This window comes from Pseudoalteromonas sp. Z1A2, from assembly GCF_011378755.1.
Lineage (GTDB): Bacteria > Pseudomonadota > Gammaproteobacteria > Enterobacterales > Alteromonadaceae > Pseudoalteromonas > Pseudoalteromonas distincta.
Genome location: NZ_WTKX01000012.1, coordinates 51,348 through 70,429, shown reverse-complemented (window position 1 = coordinate 70,429; position 19,082 = coordinate 51,348). Strand labels below are relative to the sequence as shown.

At 39.9% G+C, this 19,082-nt stretch carries 14 protein-coding genes and 1 other RNA gene; 10 read left to right on the top strand and 5 right to left on the bottom strand.

Features of this window, described 5'->3' with window-relative positions; genetic code table 11:
• Window positions 1-22 precede the first annotated feature (22 nt).
• The 7 genes from GQR47_RS10300 to GQR47_RS10270 all read left to right on the top strand — a co-directional run bounded on the left by GQR47_RS10300 (window position 23) and on the right by GQR47_RS10270 (window position 6,808).
• Complete coding sequence (locus GQR47_RS10300; protein ID WP_002958279.1) at window positions 23-595, top strand: RNA polymerase sigma factor; 573 nt, start codon at window positions 23-25, stop codon at window positions 593-595.
• Window positions 588-1,691 carry a FecR domain-containing protein gene (locus GQR47_RS10295; RefSeq protein ID WP_154903564.1) on the top strand — a complete coding sequence of 368 codons (1,104 nt, stop codon included), beginning with the start codon at window positions 588-590 and terminating at the stop codon, window positions 1,689-1,691. Before GQR47_RS10300 ends, GQR47_RS10295 begins: the two co-directional genes overlap by 8 nt.
• A gap of 36 nt (window positions 1,692-1,727) precedes the next feature.
• Window positions 1,728-3,158 carry a sugar porter family MFS transporter gene (locus GQR47_RS10290; RefSeq protein WP_024603633.1) on the top strand — a complete coding sequence of 477 codons (1,431 nt, stop codon included), beginning with the start codon at window positions 1,728-1,730 and terminating at the stop codon, window positions 3,156-3,158.
• A 379-nt stretch (window positions 3,159-3,537) separates the two neighbouring features.
• Entirely contained in the window at window positions 3,538-4,797 is a 1,260-nt protein-coding gene (locus GQR47_RS10285; protein ID WP_024595186.1) for an outer membrane protein transport protein, read from the top strand.
• 2 nt (window positions 4,798-4,799) lie between these two features.
• Window positions 4,800-5,213 (top strand): YeeE/YedE thiosulfate transporter family protein, encoded by a 414-nt coding sequence (locus GQR47_RS10280; protein ID WP_076914943.1) that lies wholly within the window; start codon window positions 4,800-4,802, stop codon window positions 5,211-5,213.
• A 3-nt stretch (window positions 5,214-5,216) separates the two neighbouring features.
• Window positions 5,217-5,618, top strand: a complete 402-nt coding sequence (locus GQR47_RS10275) for a DUF6691 family protein (protein ID WP_002958285.1) — start codon at window positions 5,217-5,219, stop codon at window positions 5,616-5,618.
• A gap of 95 nt (window positions 5,619-5,713) precedes the next feature.
• Entirely contained in the window at window positions 5,714-6,808 is a 1,095-nt protein-coding gene (locus GQR47_RS10270) for a mechanosensitive ion channel family protein (RefSeq protein WP_165723761.1), read from the top strand.
• A 34-nt stretch (window positions 6,809-6,842) separates the two neighbouring features.
• On the opposite strand, the gene GQR47_RS10265 is transcribed toward GQR47_RS10270, so the two are convergent.
• Window positions 6,843-8,978: a TonB-dependent siderophore receptor gene (locus GQR47_RS10265; RefSeq protein WP_024595619.1), complete on the bottom strand. Its 2,136-nt coding sequence runs from the start codon at window positions 8,976-8,978 to the stop codon at window positions 6,843-6,845.
• Window positions 8,979-9,201: 223 nt separating this feature from the next.
• Between GQR47_RS10265 and zigA the strand changes: the two genes are divergently transcribed.
• Window positions 9,202-10,401 carry a zinc metallochaperone GTPase ZigA gene (gene zigA / locus GQR47_RS10260; RefSeq protein WP_165723760.1) on the top strand — a complete coding sequence of 400 codons (1,200 nt, stop codon included), beginning with the start codon at window positions 9,202-9,204 and terminating at the stop codon, window positions 10,399-10,401.
• Window positions 10,401-11,090: a DUF1826 domain-containing protein gene (locus tag GQR47_RS10255; protein ID WP_024594779.1), complete on the top strand. Its 690-nt coding sequence runs from the start codon at window positions 10,401-10,403 to the stop codon at window positions 11,088-11,090. Before zigA ends, GQR47_RS10255 begins: the two co-directional genes overlap by 1 nt.
• A gap of 26 nt (window positions 11,091-11,116) precedes the next feature.
• Here the strand turns inward: GQR47_RS10255 and GQR47_RS10250 are convergent, their stop codons facing one another.
• From GQR47_RS10250 to GQR47_RS10240, 3 genes are all read right to left on the bottom strand, one after another.
• Window positions 11,117-13,876, bottom strand: coding sequence for a response regulator (locus GQR47_RS10250; RefSeq protein WP_165723759.1), 2,760 nt, complete (start codon window positions 13,874-13,876; stop codon window positions 11,117-11,119).
• A gap of 677 nt (window positions 13,877-14,553) precedes the next feature.
• An RNA gene (gene ffs / locus GQR47_RS10245) (signal recognition particle sRNA small type) lies at window positions 14,554-14,650 on the bottom strand.
• Between the two features lie 139 nt (window positions 14,651-14,789).
• The gene (locus tag GQR47_RS10240; RefSeq protein WP_024596262.1) at window positions 14,790-15,665 is read right to left on the bottom strand and encodes a DUF3014 domain-containing protein; all 876 of its coding nucleotides are present in this window, start codon (window positions 15,663-15,665) and stop codon (window positions 14,790-14,792) included.
• A gap of 239 nt (window positions 15,666-15,904) precedes the next feature.
• Between GQR47_RS10240 and GQR47_RS10235 the strand changes: the two genes are divergently transcribed.
• Entirely contained in the window at window positions 15,905-17,050 is a 1,146-nt protein-coding gene (locus tag GQR47_RS10235; protein WP_002958292.1) for a patatin-like phospholipase family protein, read from the top strand.
• Between the two features lie 15 nt (window positions 17,051-17,065).
• Here the strand turns inward: GQR47_RS10235 and GQR47_RS10230 are convergent, their stop codons facing one another.
• Window positions 17,066-19,039, bottom strand: coding sequence for a monovalent cation:proton antiporter-2 (CPA2) family protein (locus GQR47_RS10230; protein WP_024596261.1), 1,974 nt, complete (start codon window positions 19,037-19,039; stop codon window positions 17,066-17,068).
• Window positions 19,040-19,082: the final 43 nt, after the last annotated feature.

Below are 19,082 nucleotides of genomic sequence, written 5' to 3'. Positions count from 1 at the left end.
ACACACACGAGACACACACTCAATGACAAAAGACACACTATTTTATAAGGCTTATCTGGCCTCGCGCAAAGGTCTCTCAAATGTAGTGGCACGCATAGTGCCTCCACATGAAATTGAAGACATTGTGCAAGAAACTTACGTGCGAATTTGTCAAATAAAAAACACTGAAAACATTTGCTCACCAAAATCTTTTATTTATAAAACGGCGCGTAACCTAGCGCTCGATTATCAAAAGCAAGCCAATATACGACTAGTCGATAGTATCGACAACATGGAAGCATTAGAGCAACTCTTAACGGAACATCAGAAAGACGAAATGTACGAAAATGCGCTTACCGATTGCGAATTTTCAAATTTTTGTGAAGCTGTCAGGCTTTTGCCTGTTCAATGCCGTAAAGTGTTTGTATTAAAAAAAGTGTATGGTTATTCGCAGCGAGAAATTGCTGCTCAATTAAACCTTAGTGAAAGTACCGTGGAAAAACATATAGCAACCGGCGTAAAACGTTGTACGCAGTTTATGCGACAATCTGAAAAAAGTGTGTATGGCAAACCTAACTCTTCTTCACAAAAAAGTGCAGGGGGTAGTCATGAGTAATGTCCACCATATAGACGAACGAAATAATAAGGCAGTCGAAGACGCACGCCTTGATTGTGCAAGTGAATGGCTTGCTAAGCTCGATAGAGGTTTAACTAAACCCGAAAAAGACGCATTGCAGCTCTGGTTAGCTCAGTCATATAAAAACGTCGAAGTATTACTTGAAGTTGCACACCTATGGGACAAGATGGGTGAACTCAGCCGCTTATCTGATCTATTCCCGCAATCACAATCTAGACAAAAACGCCTCCCTGTGTGGTTAGGTGCAACGGCCGCTTCTGTTTTATTGGCTGTTGCACTTAGCTTTTTTCAAGAAGCATTTAATTTTTCATTTTTTTATCCCGTTAATCGGTCAGCTGTTGTCGCTAAGCAACTTAACTTTCAAACGGGTGTAGGTGAAAGCAAAGACATAATTTTGCCAGATAAAAGTGAAATTACATTAAACACTAATAGTTTTGTACAAATAAGATATACCCGAGACTCTCGAGTAATTAACTTACTGCGGGGGGAGATACATATAAATGTGGCGCATGATAAGGCACGGCCTTTAAGTGTTATTGCTGGTGATAAAGTTATTCAGGCAGTAGGCACTGCGTTTAATGTTGAAGTGGGTGAAAAACAAATAGAATTAATAGTCACTGATGGAAAAGTGCTTGTTGCCGAACAAAGTAGTTCGCAACCATCAAGCCTCCAAAAAAATGGAACAAATAAGCTTGGTAAATTTTTATCAAATAACTCTACAGCAGTTTCTAAAGGTGAAAAGCTCGATTTAAGTTTCAAAGGTAAAATAGCTAAGCACGTTGAAAAAGTAGACCCTATAGACGTAGCGGCTAGTCTTTCTTGGCGTAAAGGAAGCCTTATTTTTAGAGGCGAATCTCTTGCCGATGCCATGGCCGAGATTAGTCGATATACGAATATAGACTTTGAGCTTTCTGATGATGAGCGTTTAACAAGGGTACAAGTCGCTGGTATGTTTAAAACAGGCGATGTTAAGGGCTTATTAGAAGTATTAAATAATAATTTTAATATTAGTTATGAAAGAATTAGCCCAGATAAAATTCGTTTAAATTACGCAGATCCAAGCGCTTCAATATAGTACAGTACACAATAATAAAAATCAGGACACACAATCATGACATCATCTTTATCGCCGAGGAATAATAGCTCGGCGCACACATCAAACACGTGCTCACTTTTTTACGTAATTTTTATCTCTGCCGTGGCTGCTATTGGTGGCTTTTTATTTGGTTTTGACTCAGGTGTTATTAACGGCACGGTGTCGGCACTCGGTAAGGCATTTAATTCAAGCAGTGTGGCTACGGGCTTTAACGTAGCGTCTGTGTTACTTGGCTGCGCCCTAGGTGCGCTTGCTGCGGGGCCGCTGGCTGATAAGTTTGGTCGCCGTGCAATTATGATCATCACCGCGATTATTTTTGCCATTAGTGCATTTGGTTCGGGCATTAGCGAAAGCTCAGCTGAATTTATTTTTTACCGCTTATTTGGCGGTTTAGGTATTGGTGCTGCATCGGTATTGGCGCCAGCTTACATTGCTGAAGTTGCGCCACCAGCACTACGTGGTCGTTTAGCTACATTACAACAACTCGCTATTGTATTGGGTTTATTTGCTGCGTTTTTAAGTAACTACTTAATTGCTGATGCAGCAGGCAGCGCGCAAAATATTTTAATGCTTGATACAGCCGCTTGGCGCTGGATGTTTTGGGCTGAGCTTGTGCCTGCAATACTGTTTTTAGTGGGTGTGTTGTTTATTCCTGAGTCGCCTCGTTATTTAGTGGCGCAAGGTAAAGTGGATGATGCAAAAGCGGTATTTAGCAAAATTTCAGACGACAATGCAGATAAACAAATAAGCGATGTAAAACGCTCATTGCATAGCGACACAAAGCCAAGTATTCGCGATTTATTTATTGATAACAGTAAAAAAGTACACCCAATTGTTTGGGTGGGTGTTGCGCTGAGTGTATTTCAGCAATTTGTGGGTATTAACGTGGTGTTTTATTACGGCTCAGAGCTGTGGCAAGCCGCTGGGTTTGACGAGTCGCAATCGCTATTTATAAATGTATTAGCGGGTACGACTAATATTGTATCGACCTTTATTGCTATTGCCCTTGTTGACAAAATTGGCCGTAAACCGCTGCTCTTAGTAGGCAGTATTGGTATGTTTATCAGCTTAAGCGCGCTTACTTATATATTTGGTAGTGCAGGCCTTGATGAAGCAGGCAAACTTGCCCTTAGCGATAACATGGGTACGTTTGCACTGATTATGGCTAACTTATTTGTGGTATTTTTTGGCTTAAGTTGGGGCCCTGTTGTATGGGTATTATTAGGCGAAATGTTTAATAACCGTATTCGTGGTGCAGCCCTTGCTGTTGCAGCTAGCGCACAATGGATTGCTAACTTTGCCATTACCATGACCTTCCCTGTTATGCTGGCTAACATTGGCCTTGCCGGTGCTTATGGCTTTTATGCGTTATCGGCACTTATAAGCATATTTTTTGTTGTTAAATACATAAAAGAAACACGCGGTAAAACGCTCGAATCTATGTAATTTTTAAAAGCGGTGATATTAATCACCGCTTTGCTTTTACATACAATGGCGTTATTTAAGAGTGATTGTTTGGATGAGCTCAACGTTAATTAATAAATATATTTTAAACTGCTGTTAATACGTAAACGCTCCTTTTACCAGCAAGCTTTTACTACCAAAGTTTATAGCTACCGATTGCATACTTAAATATCACTACAGCTCAATACGTTAGCGAAACTTTTAACTTAAGTTAAGGTTGAATAGCAATCTACGCTCATTTATTTTAACTTTATAACCATTGCCGTATTACCTTTTATTATTACTAATCTATTTAAATTCCTTTTTAGAATATCAAAAATTAGCTATTGTCCGCCCATTCCAACTTTATGTATTTACTAAAATGAAAAAACAGTTAATTTCAGGCTTAGCTTTAACGTGTGCGTTAGGTTCGTTCAGTGCATTTGCTACTAATGGTTATTTTACTCACGGCTATGGCATGACCCACAAAGGCATGGCTGGCGCAGGTGTAGCGCTGTCAGAAGAGTTAATGTCTGGCGCTAATAATCCAGCAACCTTTTTACCTAATGGAACAGAGCTATCACTGGGCTTAGAGCTTTTTTCACCTGAACGAAAATATACTGCATCAAAAGTAGATACTTTTTACCCTGGCGCATTTTATCTTGAAGCAAAAACACAAAAAAGCGACAACACCGTATTTGTAATTCCAGAGTTTGCTATTGGCCATCAATTAAATGAAAAAGTAAATATTGGCTTATTAGTGTATGGCAACGGCGGTATGAATACCGAGTACGGCGCAGAATCCTCTCCTGAGGGGACTTTTTACGCTGGTACAACGGGCGTTGATTTAAAACAACTCTTTATTAGCCCAACAGTAAGCTATGAGTTGAATGAACAAACACGCCTTGGTGTATCTCCTATTTACGTGGTGCAACAGTTTGAAGCGCAAGGGCTTGGAAACTTTGCTCCTTTTTCGCAATCACCCCAAGCGCTTACAAATAATGGCACCGATACAAGCACAGGCTTAGGCATTCAACTAGGTATTAGCCAAGATATAAATTCGTCATTAAGCTGGGGGGCAAGTTACCGCTCATCAGTGTCTATGCAAGAGTTTGATAGCTATAAAGGTTTGTTTGCAGAGCAAGGCGGATTTGATCTACCAAGTTCGTTTCAACTTGGCGCAGCCTACAAGCTTACCCCAAGTAATCAGGTTGTATTTGATTGGCAAAAAATAAATTACAGCGAAGTAAAAAGTATTGCAAATCCAATCAGTAACTTGGTGTCAGCACCTTTAGGGGCTAACGCCGGCGCTGGGTTTGGCTGGAACGATATGACTATTTATAAGCTTGGCTATCAGTGGCAACGTACATCGCAACAAAAAATTCGTTTTGGGGTATCTTATACCGAGCAACCTATTCCTTCATCAAACGTTTTGCTTAATATTTTAGCCCCGGGCGTTCAAGAGTGGCATTTTACTACTGGCTTTAGCCATTCTTTTACCAACAAGGTACAATTAAACGCTATGGCTTTTTATTCGCCAGCAAAAAAAGTAACGGGTGCTAACTACTTAGCGCCTAATCAACAATTATCAATCGAAATGAAACAAACCGGTTTAGGCGTTTCTATTGTTTGGGAAATTTAAAAATGATAACAGAATTCACCCCAGTATCGGCTGCAATAGGCGGGGCATTAATAGGTATAGCGTGTACGTTATTACTGGTTTTATACGGAAAAGTTGCGGGCATATCAGGCATTGTTAAGTCTGTATTCGCTAAAGCAAATTCAGACTCTCGTTGGCAGTTATACTTTATTTTAGGGTTGTTGTTGGCAGGAGTGGCTGTAAGGGTATTTGCGCCATCTTTATTAGAAGGCGAATTGCAATTACCGCCTTGGCTTATTGTTGTTGCAGGGCTTTTAGTTGGCGCTGGTACAACGTTAGCTAATGGGTGCACAAGTGGCCATGGTGTGTGCGGCATGTCGCGCTTTTCTACTCGCTCTTGGGTTGCAACATGCACATTTATGCTTGTCGCCTTCATTACAGCAAACCTTGTAGGATAAATAATGAAAGCAATTATGATGGTTGTTATAGGCTTTATATTTGGCTTAGGACTTATTATTAGCGGGATGACAAACCCTGCTAAAGTGATTAACTTTCTTACGTATGGAAACCAATGGGACGCAAGCTTAATTATAGTGATGGCTGTTGCCATGCTAATAATGATGCTTACATGGTTATGGGTTGCAAAAAAAGAGAAGCCACTTCTTTCAGGAACGTTTAATTTAAGTGATTTAAAAAAAATTGATGCGCGCTTAATTATCGGCTCGGTACTTTTTGGTTTAGGCTGGGGTTTAAGTGGTATATGCCCAGGCCCGGGCTTGGTTCAATTAGTATCTCTTAAAATGGAGTTTTTATTGTTTTTTGCAGCCGTGCTAGGCGGTATGTGGTTAGCCAAAAAAGTATAATATTTGCTGCCGACTAAACTCGGCAGCTACTTTTACCCAAACAAAGGTACATAACTTGCTGCAATATATAAAACTATATTGAACAGGTTTAAGTTATGCTAAATAAAGCGCTGGAATTTTCTAACAACACACCTTGGTTAGGCGCAGCGTCCTCCCTTTCACTTATAGCTATACTACTGTTTTTAATTCGTTTTTTTGTAATGTACTGGCTAAAAAAATGGACTTCAAAAACCAAATTTATATTCGATACTTTACTAATAGAGTCAATATCTAAGCCGCTAACACTGTGCACAATTATTGTGCTACTCACCATTTTAGAGCACGACACTTTCATTATTGGTACTTCTATTTCTCAACAGATTCCTTTTAATAGCATTAATATTGTATTAGCTCTGCTTGCACTTATTATGTTTTTAGACCGCTTTATTATTGGCACTATTAATTACTATGGTAAACAATCTGCCGTGGTTTTTAATTCAAAAAGCATAATTAAAGGCGTGATACGCGTTACATTATCGTCAGTGGGATTACTGGTATTAATGGGCACGTTAGGTATTTCTATTACGCCCATTATTGCCTCGTTAGGTATTACATCACTAGCTGTTGCCCTTGCTTTGCAACCTACCCTTGAAAACTTTTTTTCTGGCGTGCAGCTAGTAATAGATAAACCTATAAGGGTGGGTGATTTTATTGAGCTTGAATCTAAGGAGCAAGGCTTTGTTGATCATATTGGCTGGCGATCTACATGGGTTAAAATTCTACCTAACAATATGATTATTATACCTAATAGCCAATTATCTAAATCGCGTATTATTAATTACTTTTACCCTGAAAAAGAGCTAAGCGTGCCTGTTGATATAAGCGTGCATTACGATTCAGATTTAGAATTTGTTGAACAAGTAACACTTGAAGTAGCTCGTGAAATACTTATTTCACACGAATGGGGCGTTGATGATTACAATACCTTTGTGGTTTTTCATACCTTTGATAGATCAAGCATTAACTTTACGGTAATGCTTAGAGCTAAAGAATACTTTAATCGCTTTTGGGTTAAATCTGCTTTTATAAAAGCCCTGCATAAACGCTATAAAAAAGAAGGTATTGTAATCCCCTTCCCTATTACGGCTATTAACACGACTCAAGAAGCCGCTAAATTTAATAGTGATAAAAAGGTGCAAGGCGATACGTAAAACAAAGCGCGAGTAACTCTCGCGCTAATAAGTATTAAAACTTGTAGGTTATTTGCCCAATAATTTCACGAGGGCTGCCAGGAAAGTGGCCGTTTCGTTCACTAAATCCACTAACCGCGTATTCTTTATCAAATAGGTTATTAATATTTACACTCAGCAATACGTCGTCAAAGCGACTCGTCCAGCTCATGTCAAATACAGTAAATGGTTTTACTTTTTGACCACTGGTACTCAGTTGCTCACTTACGTAATTTGCACCAAATGCAATTGATGAGTCAATTGAATCGATAGCGTAGCGAGTCCATAAACCTGCCTGGTGGCGTGGTGCATTAGCAAAGCGCGAACCGTCTCCAAATGTATTTGAAAGCGTATCACCCGTTACGCCGTCTACCACTTGCGTATCGTTGTAAGCGTAGTTAGCCGTTACGGTCCAGTGCGCTGATAAATCGCCGACTAAAGTTGTTTCAAATCCTCGGCTTTCTACTTCACCTATATTTAAAAGTGCAGCAATGCCATCCCCCGCTCCCGTATCGTCAGGGTTGCTCATTACCACGTTTTCTTTATTAATTTGGTAAATTGCAAAGGTGCTCATTATTTTGCCGTCGAGCCATTGGTTTTTCATACCCAGCTCGGTTTGCTTACCGGTTTCTGGTTCTAAATTACCTTCGCCTTCTACATCTTCTTGGTCGGCTGATGATGTAGGGTTAAAGCTCTCTGAGTAATTAATATATACCGATGTGTTTTCTACTGGCTGATAAGTAACAGCAACGCGCGGCGTTATATCGTTATCTGAGTAACTAAAACCTGTTTCTTGATTAAACTCTTTAAAATGGTCATAGCGCAAACCTGCAATTATTGTCCACTGCTCGCCTATGCTAATTACGTCTTGCGCGTATACACCAAATCGGTCGGTATCTACGCCATCGCGGTTCATGTCGGTAAGGTTATAAGTACTTGGATCGGTTTCACCGTAGTTTAAATTAAAAATATTTAAATTAGCGACGCCATCGGCCTCATATCGGGCGCGAAAGTAGTCATATTCGGTATCAACGGTGTGGTAATCACCACCAAATAAAAACTGATGGGTTAATTGTCCTTGTCCAAAGTTATAAACAAAGTCGGTGGTTACACTTGCCTCTTTATTGGCACGAAATTGCTTACGGTATTCACGCTTAATCGTTTCATCGTCAATATTGGCAACGCCATCACCGTTTACATCTACCCAGCTTTGCGACTCATGGTAGGCTTGGTCTCGCTCGTTATCCATGTAACGAAACGTAGTACTTAACGAAAAATCATCATTAAAATAATGGCTAAGTTCTGCTTGAAGCACCAAAGCTTCCATATTTTGATAATCAAACGACTCATTCGCGTTATAACTTGGGTCAACTAAAAAGTTACCGTTGTCATCTACCGGTACGCCACGTAAGCGGTTTCCGCCTAGGTCTTGTTTAATGTAGTCAACACTTGTGGTTAAGGTTGTTGAATCTGTTAAATCAAATAACAATCCGCCTGTCAGCTCGGTGTTTTTTGAGTCTGCATTGTTACGAAAGCTGTCTTGCTCTTCATAGTAACCACCCAATCTATAAGCCATTGTATCGCTTAAACCGCCGGTCATATCAAGTGATGCACCACGGGTGTTGTAGTTACCCAAAGTAAGCTTTAGTTCGCGTTTTTGTGTGTAGCTTGGCTTTTTGGTTACGTAATTAATCATCCCACCAGGTTCGCCACCGCCATACAAAGCAGAGGCAGGCCCTTTTAATACTTCAACACGTTCAACATTAAATAACTGCGGTACACCAAAGCCCGAATATGGGTCGCCACGCACACCATCATAAAATACATTGGCATCGTCTCTAAAACCACGAAAAGTTACGCCTGAGTAGCTGTATTCACTGACACCCGCAATAGAGCGGTATAAATCGGTAATGTCGCGCGCGGCTTGGTCAATAATAAGTTGCTCGGTTAACACCTGAGCCGATTGCGGAAGCTTAATAAGATCTAAATTAGTTTTGGTACCAATTTTACTTTCGGTTTCTAGGTAAAATTGCTGGGCACGGCCAGTTACTTCTATTTTTTCAATATCGTTATTTTGCTCGGCAAATGCCACATTAGAAAAAGCAGAAAAAGACGCAGCAATACTGAGCGCCAAATATTTTTGGTTAAACATATTGATCCAGAGAAGAGGTTTATAAAACGTTGCGAATGATAACGACTATCATTAACGTGTGCAATGTAAATAATTTCATATTCATCCTTATTTTTCGAATGAAGAGTTTTTGAGTAACACACTAAATTTGCAGCTCAGCATTAAAAAAATTAATTAGCATTACTGGAATACGAAATTGATATAATATAACATACCTTTGATTGTAATTTAGTAAGATTATTAAATGATAAATAAACTGCCCGTCACAGTGTTATCAGGTTTTTTGGGGGCTGGTAAAACCACTGTACTTAGCCATATTCTTAATAACAGGCAAGGTAAAAAAGTGGCTGTTATAGTTAACGATATGAGCGATATAAATATCGATGCAGCCACTATTAAAAACGATGTATCGCTCAATCACAGTAACGAAAAGCTCGTTGAAATGAGCAACGGTTGTATTTGCTGCACCCTACGAGAAGACTTACTTGTTGAAGTGGGCAAACTTGCCAAAGATGGGCGTTTTAATTACCTCGTTATTGAATCAACCGGTATTTCTGAGCCATTACCTGTAGCCGAAACCTTCACATTTGCCGATGAAAATGGCGTATCACTGGGTGATATTGCCACCCTTGATACTATGGTAACGGTGGTTGATGCCGTTAACTTTTTAAACGACTACGAACAAGCAAATGATGTACAAGATACTGGCGAATCGTTAGGAGAAGACGACGAGCGAAGCGTAGCCGACCTACTTGTTGACCAAGTTGAATTTGCCGATGTAATCTTAATTAGTAAAACTGATTTAATTACAAACGATGAATTAAATAAACTCACTGCCATTTTAAATACGCTTAATACTCAAGCTAACATTATTCCTATTTCAGACGGCCATATTAATATTAACGAAGTGCTAAACACGGGTTTATTTAATTTTGAACGTGCCCAACAAGCACCGGGGTGGCTTAAAGAAATGCGTGGTGAACATATTCCCGAGACTAAAGAGTATGGTATTAGCAGCTTTAATTACACTGCGCGCCGCCCATTTGACCCAGAAAAGTTTTATAACTTTCTTCATAGCACCGAACAATTTGGCAAACTTATTCGCTCAAAAGGGTATTTTTGGTTAGCAACACGCCCTTTATTTTGCGCGCAGTGGAGCCAAGCAGGCGGTATAGCTCATTACGGATTTGCTGGTATGTTTTTTAAAGCCATCCCCCAAAAAGACTGGCCTACAGAGCCTGAACTGCTTGCTGACATAAATAATAAATGGGTAGAACCCTTTGGTGACATGCGCCAAGAGCTTGTGTTTATTGGTCAATCATTAAATAAACAAGCGATGATTAAAGCGCTTGATGACTGCCTACTACCAGAAGATGCCGTACTTAAAGGTAAAGACTTTTGGAGAACCTATAACGACCCGTTTCCTATTTGGGAGGAAGAGTAATGAATGCCCTAGCCCCAATAACTGCGCAAATAAAGCCTGCGGAACCGCTGTACCGAAAAGCAGCTAAAGAGTGTGACGCCGATGTATTGCCACAAATTTATAACCAAGACACTAACATTGTTATTTGGCAAAGAGACCTTGAGCAAACATTAACAAATGCAGTTAATACTCTCATTAGCGCAAATGCTTTAAAGCCACTAGAGCTTGCGGTATCGCCCGATGATGCGTTTGATCAATTAATAAAAACGCTTAAGCCAGAAGATAATAACCGCGATGAAGTTAAAGCGCTGTGTGAAGATATTGCACTGTTGGTTGAAATGTTTTGCTGCCTGTTTGATTTAAAACGCGCCGGTTTAAGGCTAAAAATATTAGATAAACCCATGTGCCCGCGTTTTCATGTAGACAAAATTCCGTGCCGGCTAGTTACTACCTATCAAGGTGTTGCTACGCAGTGGTTAAATCACAGCGATGTAAACCGCTCAAAGCTAGGTACTGGTAATTTAGGTAAACCCGATGAAGAGTCTGGCTTATTTAAAAGCCTAAATAATATTAATCAACTCAAGCAAGGTGATGTTGCCCTGCTTAAAGGCGAGTACTGGGATGAAAACGAAGGTGCAGGGCTTGTACATCGCTCACCAGCGGTGGCTGCAAACGAGCAACGCTTATTACTTACGCTCGATTTTATCTAAAATTTGTTGTGGTGATAAACGCTAAGCTAGTGCGCGTTTATCACCCTAGCGATTACTTCGTACAAACCTTGTGTATTTACAGGTTTAGATACAAAATCGTCCATGCCCACACTTAAACAGCGCTGTTTATCGTCTTCGTAGGCATTAGCGGTAATTGCAATAATGGGCACATGTGCCTTAGTGTTTGCTTCGTTAGCACGTATTGTTTGTGTACATTCGTAACCATCCATATTTGGCATTTGGCAATCCATTAAAATTAAGTCAAAGGTGTTACCCTTAAGCACTTTTAACGCTTCAATTCCATCGTTAGCCATTGTAAGTTGTATATGAGTTGGCTCTAACATTTTTGCAATTACTTGGCGGTTTATGGGGTTGTCTTCTACCAATAGTAATTTTTTGCTACCAAGATCAGGTACTGATTGCGACTTTACTGCGTCTGTGGGCTCTATAAACTCAGCTTTAGGCGCATTAATGTAAAACTTGAGCATGCTGCCTTTACCGGGTTCACTATTTAAAGATATTTCACCCTGCATTTTTTTAATTAACCCTTGGCTAATGGCCAAACCTAGCCCAGTACCGCCATATTTACGCGCAACACCTACATCAGCTTGAGTAAACTCACTAAACAATAACGATTGCTGATCTTTTTCTATGCCTATGCCGCTATCAGACACACTCACAAATAATTGCTGGCCACTGTAATCAAACGATAAACGCACAAACCCGCGCTCAGTAAACTTATACGCGTTAGATAATAAATTAATAATAACTTGGCTTAAGCGTAAATCATCTACGTTAATACAATCTGGCAAGGTGTTACTACACTGAACTATAAACTGCACATCGTCAGAGCTTACAATGGGTGAAAACAACGATTTAATATTTTCGATAAACGGCGCTAAGTTTGTTGGGCGCGGGCTAATTTGCATTGCATTAGCCTCAATTTTAGAAAAATCTAAAATATCGTTTAAGATTTTTAATAAGTTTTGAGCACTTTTTTGTTGCGTATCTAAAAGATCTCTTTGCTCGTCGGTTAACGAACTATCACGCAGCAATACTTCACCCATGCCCAAAATACCGTTCATTGGGGTGCGTAGTTCATGACTCATATTTGCTAAAAACTGCGATTTAGCCACATTAGCTAAATTAGCACGCTCTACTGCTTGCTTAAGCTTGTTAGTTTGCTCAGCAACTTGTTTTTCTAGCTGCTGGTTAAACTCACTGAGTTGTTTGTTTAGGTCTTGGTTTTTTATATTTGACGCTTGCAGGTTTTCTATTGAATGCTGCAGCGCAGTGGCTAGCATTTCAAACTGCTGTTGTAGTTGCAATACTTCTTGCCAACTTGAATCTGTATTAAAAGTATGTTTTTTTGATTTATTAAAGCTTTGCATTAAATTAGTTAAACCACTAATTGGCTGCACTAATAAGTTTGCAAGTTGGCGTACAAACAGCACCACCATAATAATTAGCATAGCGCCTAGCAAGATACTTGGCAGCCATGCTTTGGCTACAGCCATACTCAAATGTTTACGATTATAAAAAGTGATTACTTGCCATTTGCTCTGCGGATTAACATATCTAGAACTATGGTAAACCTCATTATTATTGGAGCGAAATAAATTTTTATCGCCCATATTAGGCGTATTAAAACCATCTTCGTTAAAGTCGGTTAATATTTTAAACTGCTCAAGCGAGCTAAAAACCACTTTTTGTTTATCATCCAGTACAACTAACTCGCCAGTATTTTCAAATAAATTAGGAATAAACTGCTCTAATCGTCCAAGCTTTAACGACCCCTCTACTACGCCGAAAAACTCACCATCACGATAAATAGGTGCCGACAGCGCAACAATGGCTTCATTGCCAAGCCCTCGTCCTTGAAACACACCACCGCTATAACCGAGAGGATATTGCTTAGCCTGATTAAAGTACTCGCGATCAGTGACATTACGCTGCGCCTTAGTTAACCCCGCTATAAGGTTATTAGGCGACGTTATTTCGACGTAGCCGCTAGGGTTTGCATACAAGCTTGTAGCAAACCCAGGAAATAGATTCATTAGCCTTTTTAACTGCTGCTCACTATCTGTGCCCGCGCTTATGGCGTCGCTACTCATTACAATAGCATTTTTATGAAACGTTAAATAATCACTTAATTGAGTGCTTATATATTTGGCTTTTTCTTCAAGCTGGGCGTCTACCTCATACTCTAACCGAGAGTGGTGATCGTTCACTAAAATTACACTGGTAAGCAGTATAACCAATATAATAATAACGCTTACAACATAGCTAAGAATGCGAGCGAGAGGCCTGCCCTGATAGGCACGGCTGGCGTGGGGTACAAATACACTAAATAAATCAACTAAAGCTAAGCTAATTAACGCATTTATGAGGTACTTTGATATTGCAACAACTAGCGTTAACCATGGCAGACCAATAAGAAACTGCCCTATTCCCCAAATTATAGGTAAACCAACTAACAGCCAAAAAACAGTACCAAGAGGGAGTATGGGTTTAGAGCGGCGTAAACAAAAAGTGTAAAGCCAAAAAAGCTCGAGTAAATAAACAATACTCGGCCAGCAATGCCCCCACCTATAAAGTAAAAAGCCAGATACGATCGCAAGGCTTAAGCACGCATAACGCAGCCCAATAAACACTAAGCTACATAATACAAATACTTGCCCAAATAAAAACTCAGAACTGTCGAAAAAATATAACGGCGAGAGGTTAACTAAACCCCCTAGCAACCCTAATAAAACAGCGAGTGTCCACTTACTTCTTTGAGGCATTACTTCAACCCTAGAGTACTTTGTTAACACGCAGTGTTAAATTAATATAATTGCTACATTATTGCGTACAAGTTAAAAGTTGTCTAGCGAGAAAAGGAGCTGGAAACTATTAGGTATTATGGATTAATTTAGTGAAAAAATATAAATATTAAGGAGTTAGCGATATACACCCAATGTTGCTTGAAGTATAAGTTGGCATAGAGTTGAATCATAAAATGGCATAAAGTGACTGGTTTTCTTAAATTAAAAGCTCCTGATACCAAAGCCAGTTTTTTAATGCTAAAAAATTCCGATTAATTTAGTAGAAATAGATATTTCTCATTAAGACTTAAACACCGTTAAGTTTCAATTTTTGATGGTGAAGAAAATGATTGGATAAATTTTATGGGATATCTATGTCGATGACATGACGTACCGATTCACAACAAACGATTATATTAGCACATCAAGAATAGTGGAAATATCACCTCAGAACCAGCTAATCAAAACAGTCAGTGGTAGCCTTTATCAAGTTATTGGAAAAGGCAAAAAGCCGAAGTGCAAATGTGAGTGAGCCATTTAACAATTTGGTTAATACTAAACTATGTCATCTTATGCTTCTGGTTTATGCCATCTTTTAGTACAAATATGTCAACTTATACTTCAAACAACACCCAAATGAGGAATTTGGGTGGCAGTCTTACCAGCCACATCTCGGCACACACGTCACAAACTGTGGCTGCTCCCTTCCGGGCCTGACCAGGTTCGCCTGCTAGTGTTGCGAGAGGACCAATAAGACTACCATTGAGGGCCTTGGTTGGCGCGGGAGGGATTATCTCTACTTTTACTCTGTTATTCAAGGGATAATCAAAAAAGAAAGTGCGATTGCATACTTCATATACAATCGCGGCATATTTAGCTGTTTTAGTGCGTATTAATTGTTCTCTAACTGCGCTTTTATATTACGAAGTGCTGCTTTTACTTTTTTCATGTTTTCTGGACCCATACGTAAAAGCTGTTTTTGCGCAGCAGGTAATTGCTCCCACTCCGAAAACGCATACTGATACGTCACTGAATCGCGAAGTAACGGCAAGTCACCTTCAGGCTCTGGCGTATCAAGTAATAAATCGATTGCATCGGTTAGCGTTTGATTAAACTCATCATCGCCATAACCAATTTCACTGTATGCATTATTAATAAGTGGCTTGTACTCTTCGTACATACGAACGGCTTGCGCTGCACTCATACTGGTAAATATTTTCACATACGGGGTATAACGCTCGTAGCTGTTAGGGTTAATTGTGAGGATATCCCCTTCATTAACGCTAAATTTCTCTTCTGGCTGTACAACAGGCGTGTGCTTTTTAGCTACCTTACCTTTAGCTAGGTTATCTACAAATACAACACCACGGCGAATTACATCGTCGGTCACCATTAGGCTCATTACTGAGTCGCTTAGGTACTCATCCATTTTAGCAACCACAACTGCATCACTTTCGTTAAGTGTTGGTAGTGGCTCTACTTCATGCTCCGGCTCGCTCGGGCTTTGTACTGGTACTTCAAGCTCGGCTGGTTTTTCTGGCATTACAGATGGCGCGTCTACCACTGGGTCGTTCTCGGGTTTAAGCTCCATCATAGGTTGCTCTTTAACTGCGGGCTCTACCTCAGTGCGTGTTTCTTGCTCGTCACTTGGTGTGAGCAATACGAAGGCGGCCGCACATGCTACGACTATTAAAATAATAACGGCGAAAAGAATATTGTTATTAGGTGGACGTTTTTGAACATCTGATGCTTCTGGTTTATCTGACATACGAACTCCATAAAAATTAAAATGCGATATCACTTAGAGTACGCTAAGTGGATTAAATTCATTCTTACACAAATACTATGACATTTTATAATACGGCAATTATAGCAAAGTAAGTTACCTACTAAATTGGGTGATTAAATAATGTAATAAGCATTAGGGCAGTTATCCTTTGATTCTTCTAGCTTAAAGACTTACAGTTAATAAATAAAGTAAAGACGTAGAACAGTTTAACCACCAATATGAAAATCAAGCAAGTTGATCCACAAAAACCTAAAACTGCCTTATTACTTACAGGTGGTGGCGCACGAGCTGCTTATCAAGTCGGTGTGCTAAAAGCGCTAGCTCATAGTATGCCTCGTACTGCTCCATTGCCATTTAGAGTAATAAATGGCACCTCCGCTGGCGCTATTAACTCTGCTGCATTGGCATGTTACGCTTCTTGTGCGCATTTGGCTGTACGAAAGCTCGAATCAGTTTGGAAAAACTTTTCAACCTCTATGGTCTATAAAAGTGACTTTTTAAGCGTGTTTGGTCATATTGCTCGCAATATCTTAACGAGCTTTCAGTCAGAGCATATTAACCACCCACCAGCGAGCTTACTAAATAACCGCCCTCTGCGTAGTTTATTAAACGAGATTTTAGATTTACACCGCATTGAGCGCAATTTACACCGTAATTATTTAGATGCGCTGTCTATTACAGCCTCAAGTTATACAACGGGTGACTCGGTTGCATTTTTTCAATCTAATACGCAAACATCTTGGCAACGTGCTAAACGCGAAGGCCGCGCAACTCGTATTAATGTTGAGCACTTAATGGCATCAAGTGCCATTCCTATGGTGTTTCCAAGTGTAAATATTTATAACCATTACTTTGGTGATGGATCTATACATCAACTTTCTCCGCTGAGTCCGTCGATTCATTTAGGCGCTGAAAAAATATTTATTATTGGGGTAGACCAACCTAAAGAATTACACCCACCGGGTTATTCGCCACATTATCCTGGACTATCTGCTGTTGCGGGGCATTTACTAGACAGTGTATTTACCGACACTATGCAATCGGATTTAGAGCGTTTGGCTCGTGTTAACCGCACATTAGGGCTATTACCCGCTCGTGATAAACATCAAGAACTTAAACAAATAGATACCTTTGTAATTAACCCATCGCAAAACTTTAATGCTATTGCAGCGCAGTATTACGATGATATGCCTTGGGCTATAAAAGTATTGCTACGTACCATAGGTGTTAAAAAACATTCGCAATCGAGCTTAACCAGTTATCTATTGTTTGAAAAACGCTACACCCAGCATTTAATGCAAATTGGTTATGAAGACGGTATGAAAAAATTACCGGAGATACGCAAGTTTTTAGAACTAGATTAAGCTCAAACAGAAACGTTATTCTATTCCGTCGAGCAGGTAGTGCTCTACCCGCTCAACACGCCTTGGTTTACCTTGTAACACTAAAACGTCATTAGCCAATAAGGTTGTTTGTGCTGATGGCGTGTCTATTTCGGCCCCTTCTCTGCGCAGCGCTTTTACCAGTACCCGACGCTTTTCTAAATTTAGATTTTCGATTGTTTTATTAACTGCATAAGCTTTATCAGGCAGAGCAACCACATGTAAGTACTCTAACCGGTCACTTGATGTATCTTCATTATCTTTAAAATAGCCTGCATAAAAGCTTTGCATTAACGGATAACGATTACGACGCTCTTTACTTACTCTTCGCACAATACGCGTCATCGGTACGCCCGACATAGACAACACATGCGACACGAGCATTAAGCTTGCCTCTAACGACTCAGGTACTACTTCGGTTACACCTAGCTCTTTTAAATAATCTAGCTGGCTATCGTCACGGGTACGAATGAGTATTTTAACATTGGGTGCTATTTGCTTTATGGCATCAATAACAACCTGTGCATGATCAAACTCTGTAAAAGTAATAATAACCAAGCGAGCTCGCTCTACTCCTGCGCACTTTAAAATATCTTTTTGTTTAACATAGCCAAATATGACAGGCTCACCCGCCGCTTTGCCTTCTTGTACTAAAATTGGGTTACTTTCAATCGCAACATAGTCTATTGCTTCGGGCTTTAAAAAACGCGCTATAGTTTGCCCAACTCGCGAAAAACCACAAATAACAACATGGTCACTATAAAGCGTACTACTTTGTGGCTCACTCTCGAGCGCCAAACTTGGGCGATCGAGTATGCCTAAACGCTTTAAAATAAATGGCGTTTTATCAATCAAAAATGGGGTAAATGCCATTGAAAGCACACCAAGGGCAATTAAAAATGAAGCTTGCTCTGAATTTAATAATTGATGCTGGCCAGCAAGTGCAATAAGTACAAAGCCAAACTCCCCCATTTGCCACAGCATAATGCCACAGGCGAGTGAATCTTGGTTTCGCTCATGCATTAGCCGCGCGCTAAAGGCTACCACTGCAATTTTTAACACCAGTAAACCCAGCAAGGCGCCAATAATTATTACGATATGCCCCAGTACAAATAAAATATCTAGCTGCATACCTACAGTAACAAAAAATAGCCCCATTAAAATATCGCGAAATGGGCGTATATCGGCCTCTAACTGATGCCTGTAATGGCTCTCACCTAACATCATTCCGGCTAAAAAAGCACCTAGCGCCATAGACAAGCCAAACATATACGTTAAAAAGCCTGCAAACAACGCGACTAATATGGTGGTAAGTACAAATAACTCATCGGTTCGTACTTGCGCTATTTCTTTAAACACAATGGGCAATACCCATTTACCAATTGCCCAAAGAAGCACACATACAAATGCGCCTTTACTTAGGGCAAACGCTAAAGCCCAGCCAATACTTTGAGAGTCACTTGATGCAAATAAAGGAAGTATTATTAATAGAGGAACAACAGCAATATCTTGAAAAAGTAGAACACCAACGGCTAATTGCCCACGGCGCTGATTGAGCTCCCCCGTTTCTTTTAATAGCTTAACTACTACAGCGGTTGAAGAAAGCGCCATAATTGTGCCGATGGTAAAACTGGTGAGTAATGAAAAGTTTAAGCAATATAGAATAATAATGAAGAGTAAACTGGTTATACCTACTTGTAATGAGCCCAAACCAAATACTAGGTTGCGCATTGCCATTAGTCGAGAAATAGAAAATTCTAGCCCTAAACTAAATAACAAAAACACAATACCCAGTTCAGCTACAAACTCTATTTCGTGAGATTGTGCAAGCCAGCCAATACCATGACTACCGGCTAAAACCCCCGTTGCTAGGTACGCTAAAATAGGCGGCAAGCCAATGCGCTTAAAAAACCACACAAAAAGAACTGCCGCGACTAATAAGCCAAAAATTTGAGCATTAATACTTTGCAAATGCAGCCTCGCGTTTAAATTAAACTAGTAGCTTGTAAGTAAA

Bases quoted from the DNA above. Each gene is read 5' to 3' on its own strand.
- GQR47_RS10300 (WP_002958279.1), top strand. From the start codon at position 23: ATGACAAAAGACACACTATTTTATAAGGCTTATCTGGCCTCGCGCAAA.
- GQR47_RS10295 (WP_154903564.1), top strand. From the start codon at position 588: ATGAGTAATGTCCACCATATAGACGAACGAAATAATAAGGCAGTCGAA.
- GQR47_RS10290 (WP_024603633.1), top strand. From the start codon at position 1,728: ATGACATCATCTTTATCGCCGAGGAATAATAGCTCGGCGCACACATCA.
- GQR47_RS10285 (WP_024595186.1), top strand. From the start codon at position 3,538: ATGAAAAAACAGTTAATTTCAGGCTTAGCTTTAACGTGTGCGTTAGGT.
- GQR47_RS10280 (WP_076914943.1), top strand. From the start codon at position 4,800: ATGATAACAGAATTCACCCCAGTATCGGCTGCAATAGGCGGGGCATTA.
- GQR47_RS10275 (WP_002958285.1), top strand. From the start codon at position 5,217: ATGAAAGCAATTATGATGGTTGTTATAGGCTTTATATTTGGCTTAGGA.
- GQR47_RS10270 (WP_165723761.1), top strand. From the start codon at position 5,714: ATGCTAAATAAAGCGCTGGAATTTTCTAACAACACACCTTGGTTAGGC.
- GQR47_RS10265 (WP_024595619.1), bottom strand. From the start codon at position 8,978: ATGTTTAACCAAAAATATTTGGCGCTCAGTATTGCTGCGTCTTTTTCT.
- zigA (WP_165723760.1), top strand. From the start codon at position 9,202: ATGATAAATAAACTGCCCGTCACAGTGTTATCAGGTTTTTTGGGGGCT.
- GQR47_RS10255 (WP_024594779.1), top strand. From the start codon at position 10,401: ATGAATGCCCTAGCCCCAATAACTGCGCAAATAAAGCCTGCGGAACCG.
- GQR47_RS10250 (WP_165723759.1), bottom strand. From the start codon at position 13,876: ATGCCTCAAAGAAGTAAGTGGACACTCGCTGTTTTATTAGGGTTGCTA.
- GQR47_RS10240 (WP_024596262.1), bottom strand. From the start codon at position 15,665: ATGTCAGATAAACCAGAAGCATCAGATGTTCAAAAACGTCCACCTAAT.
- GQR47_RS10235 (WP_002958292.1), top strand. From the start codon at position 15,905: ATGAAAATCAAGCAAGTTGATCCACAAAAACCTAAAACTGCCTTATTA.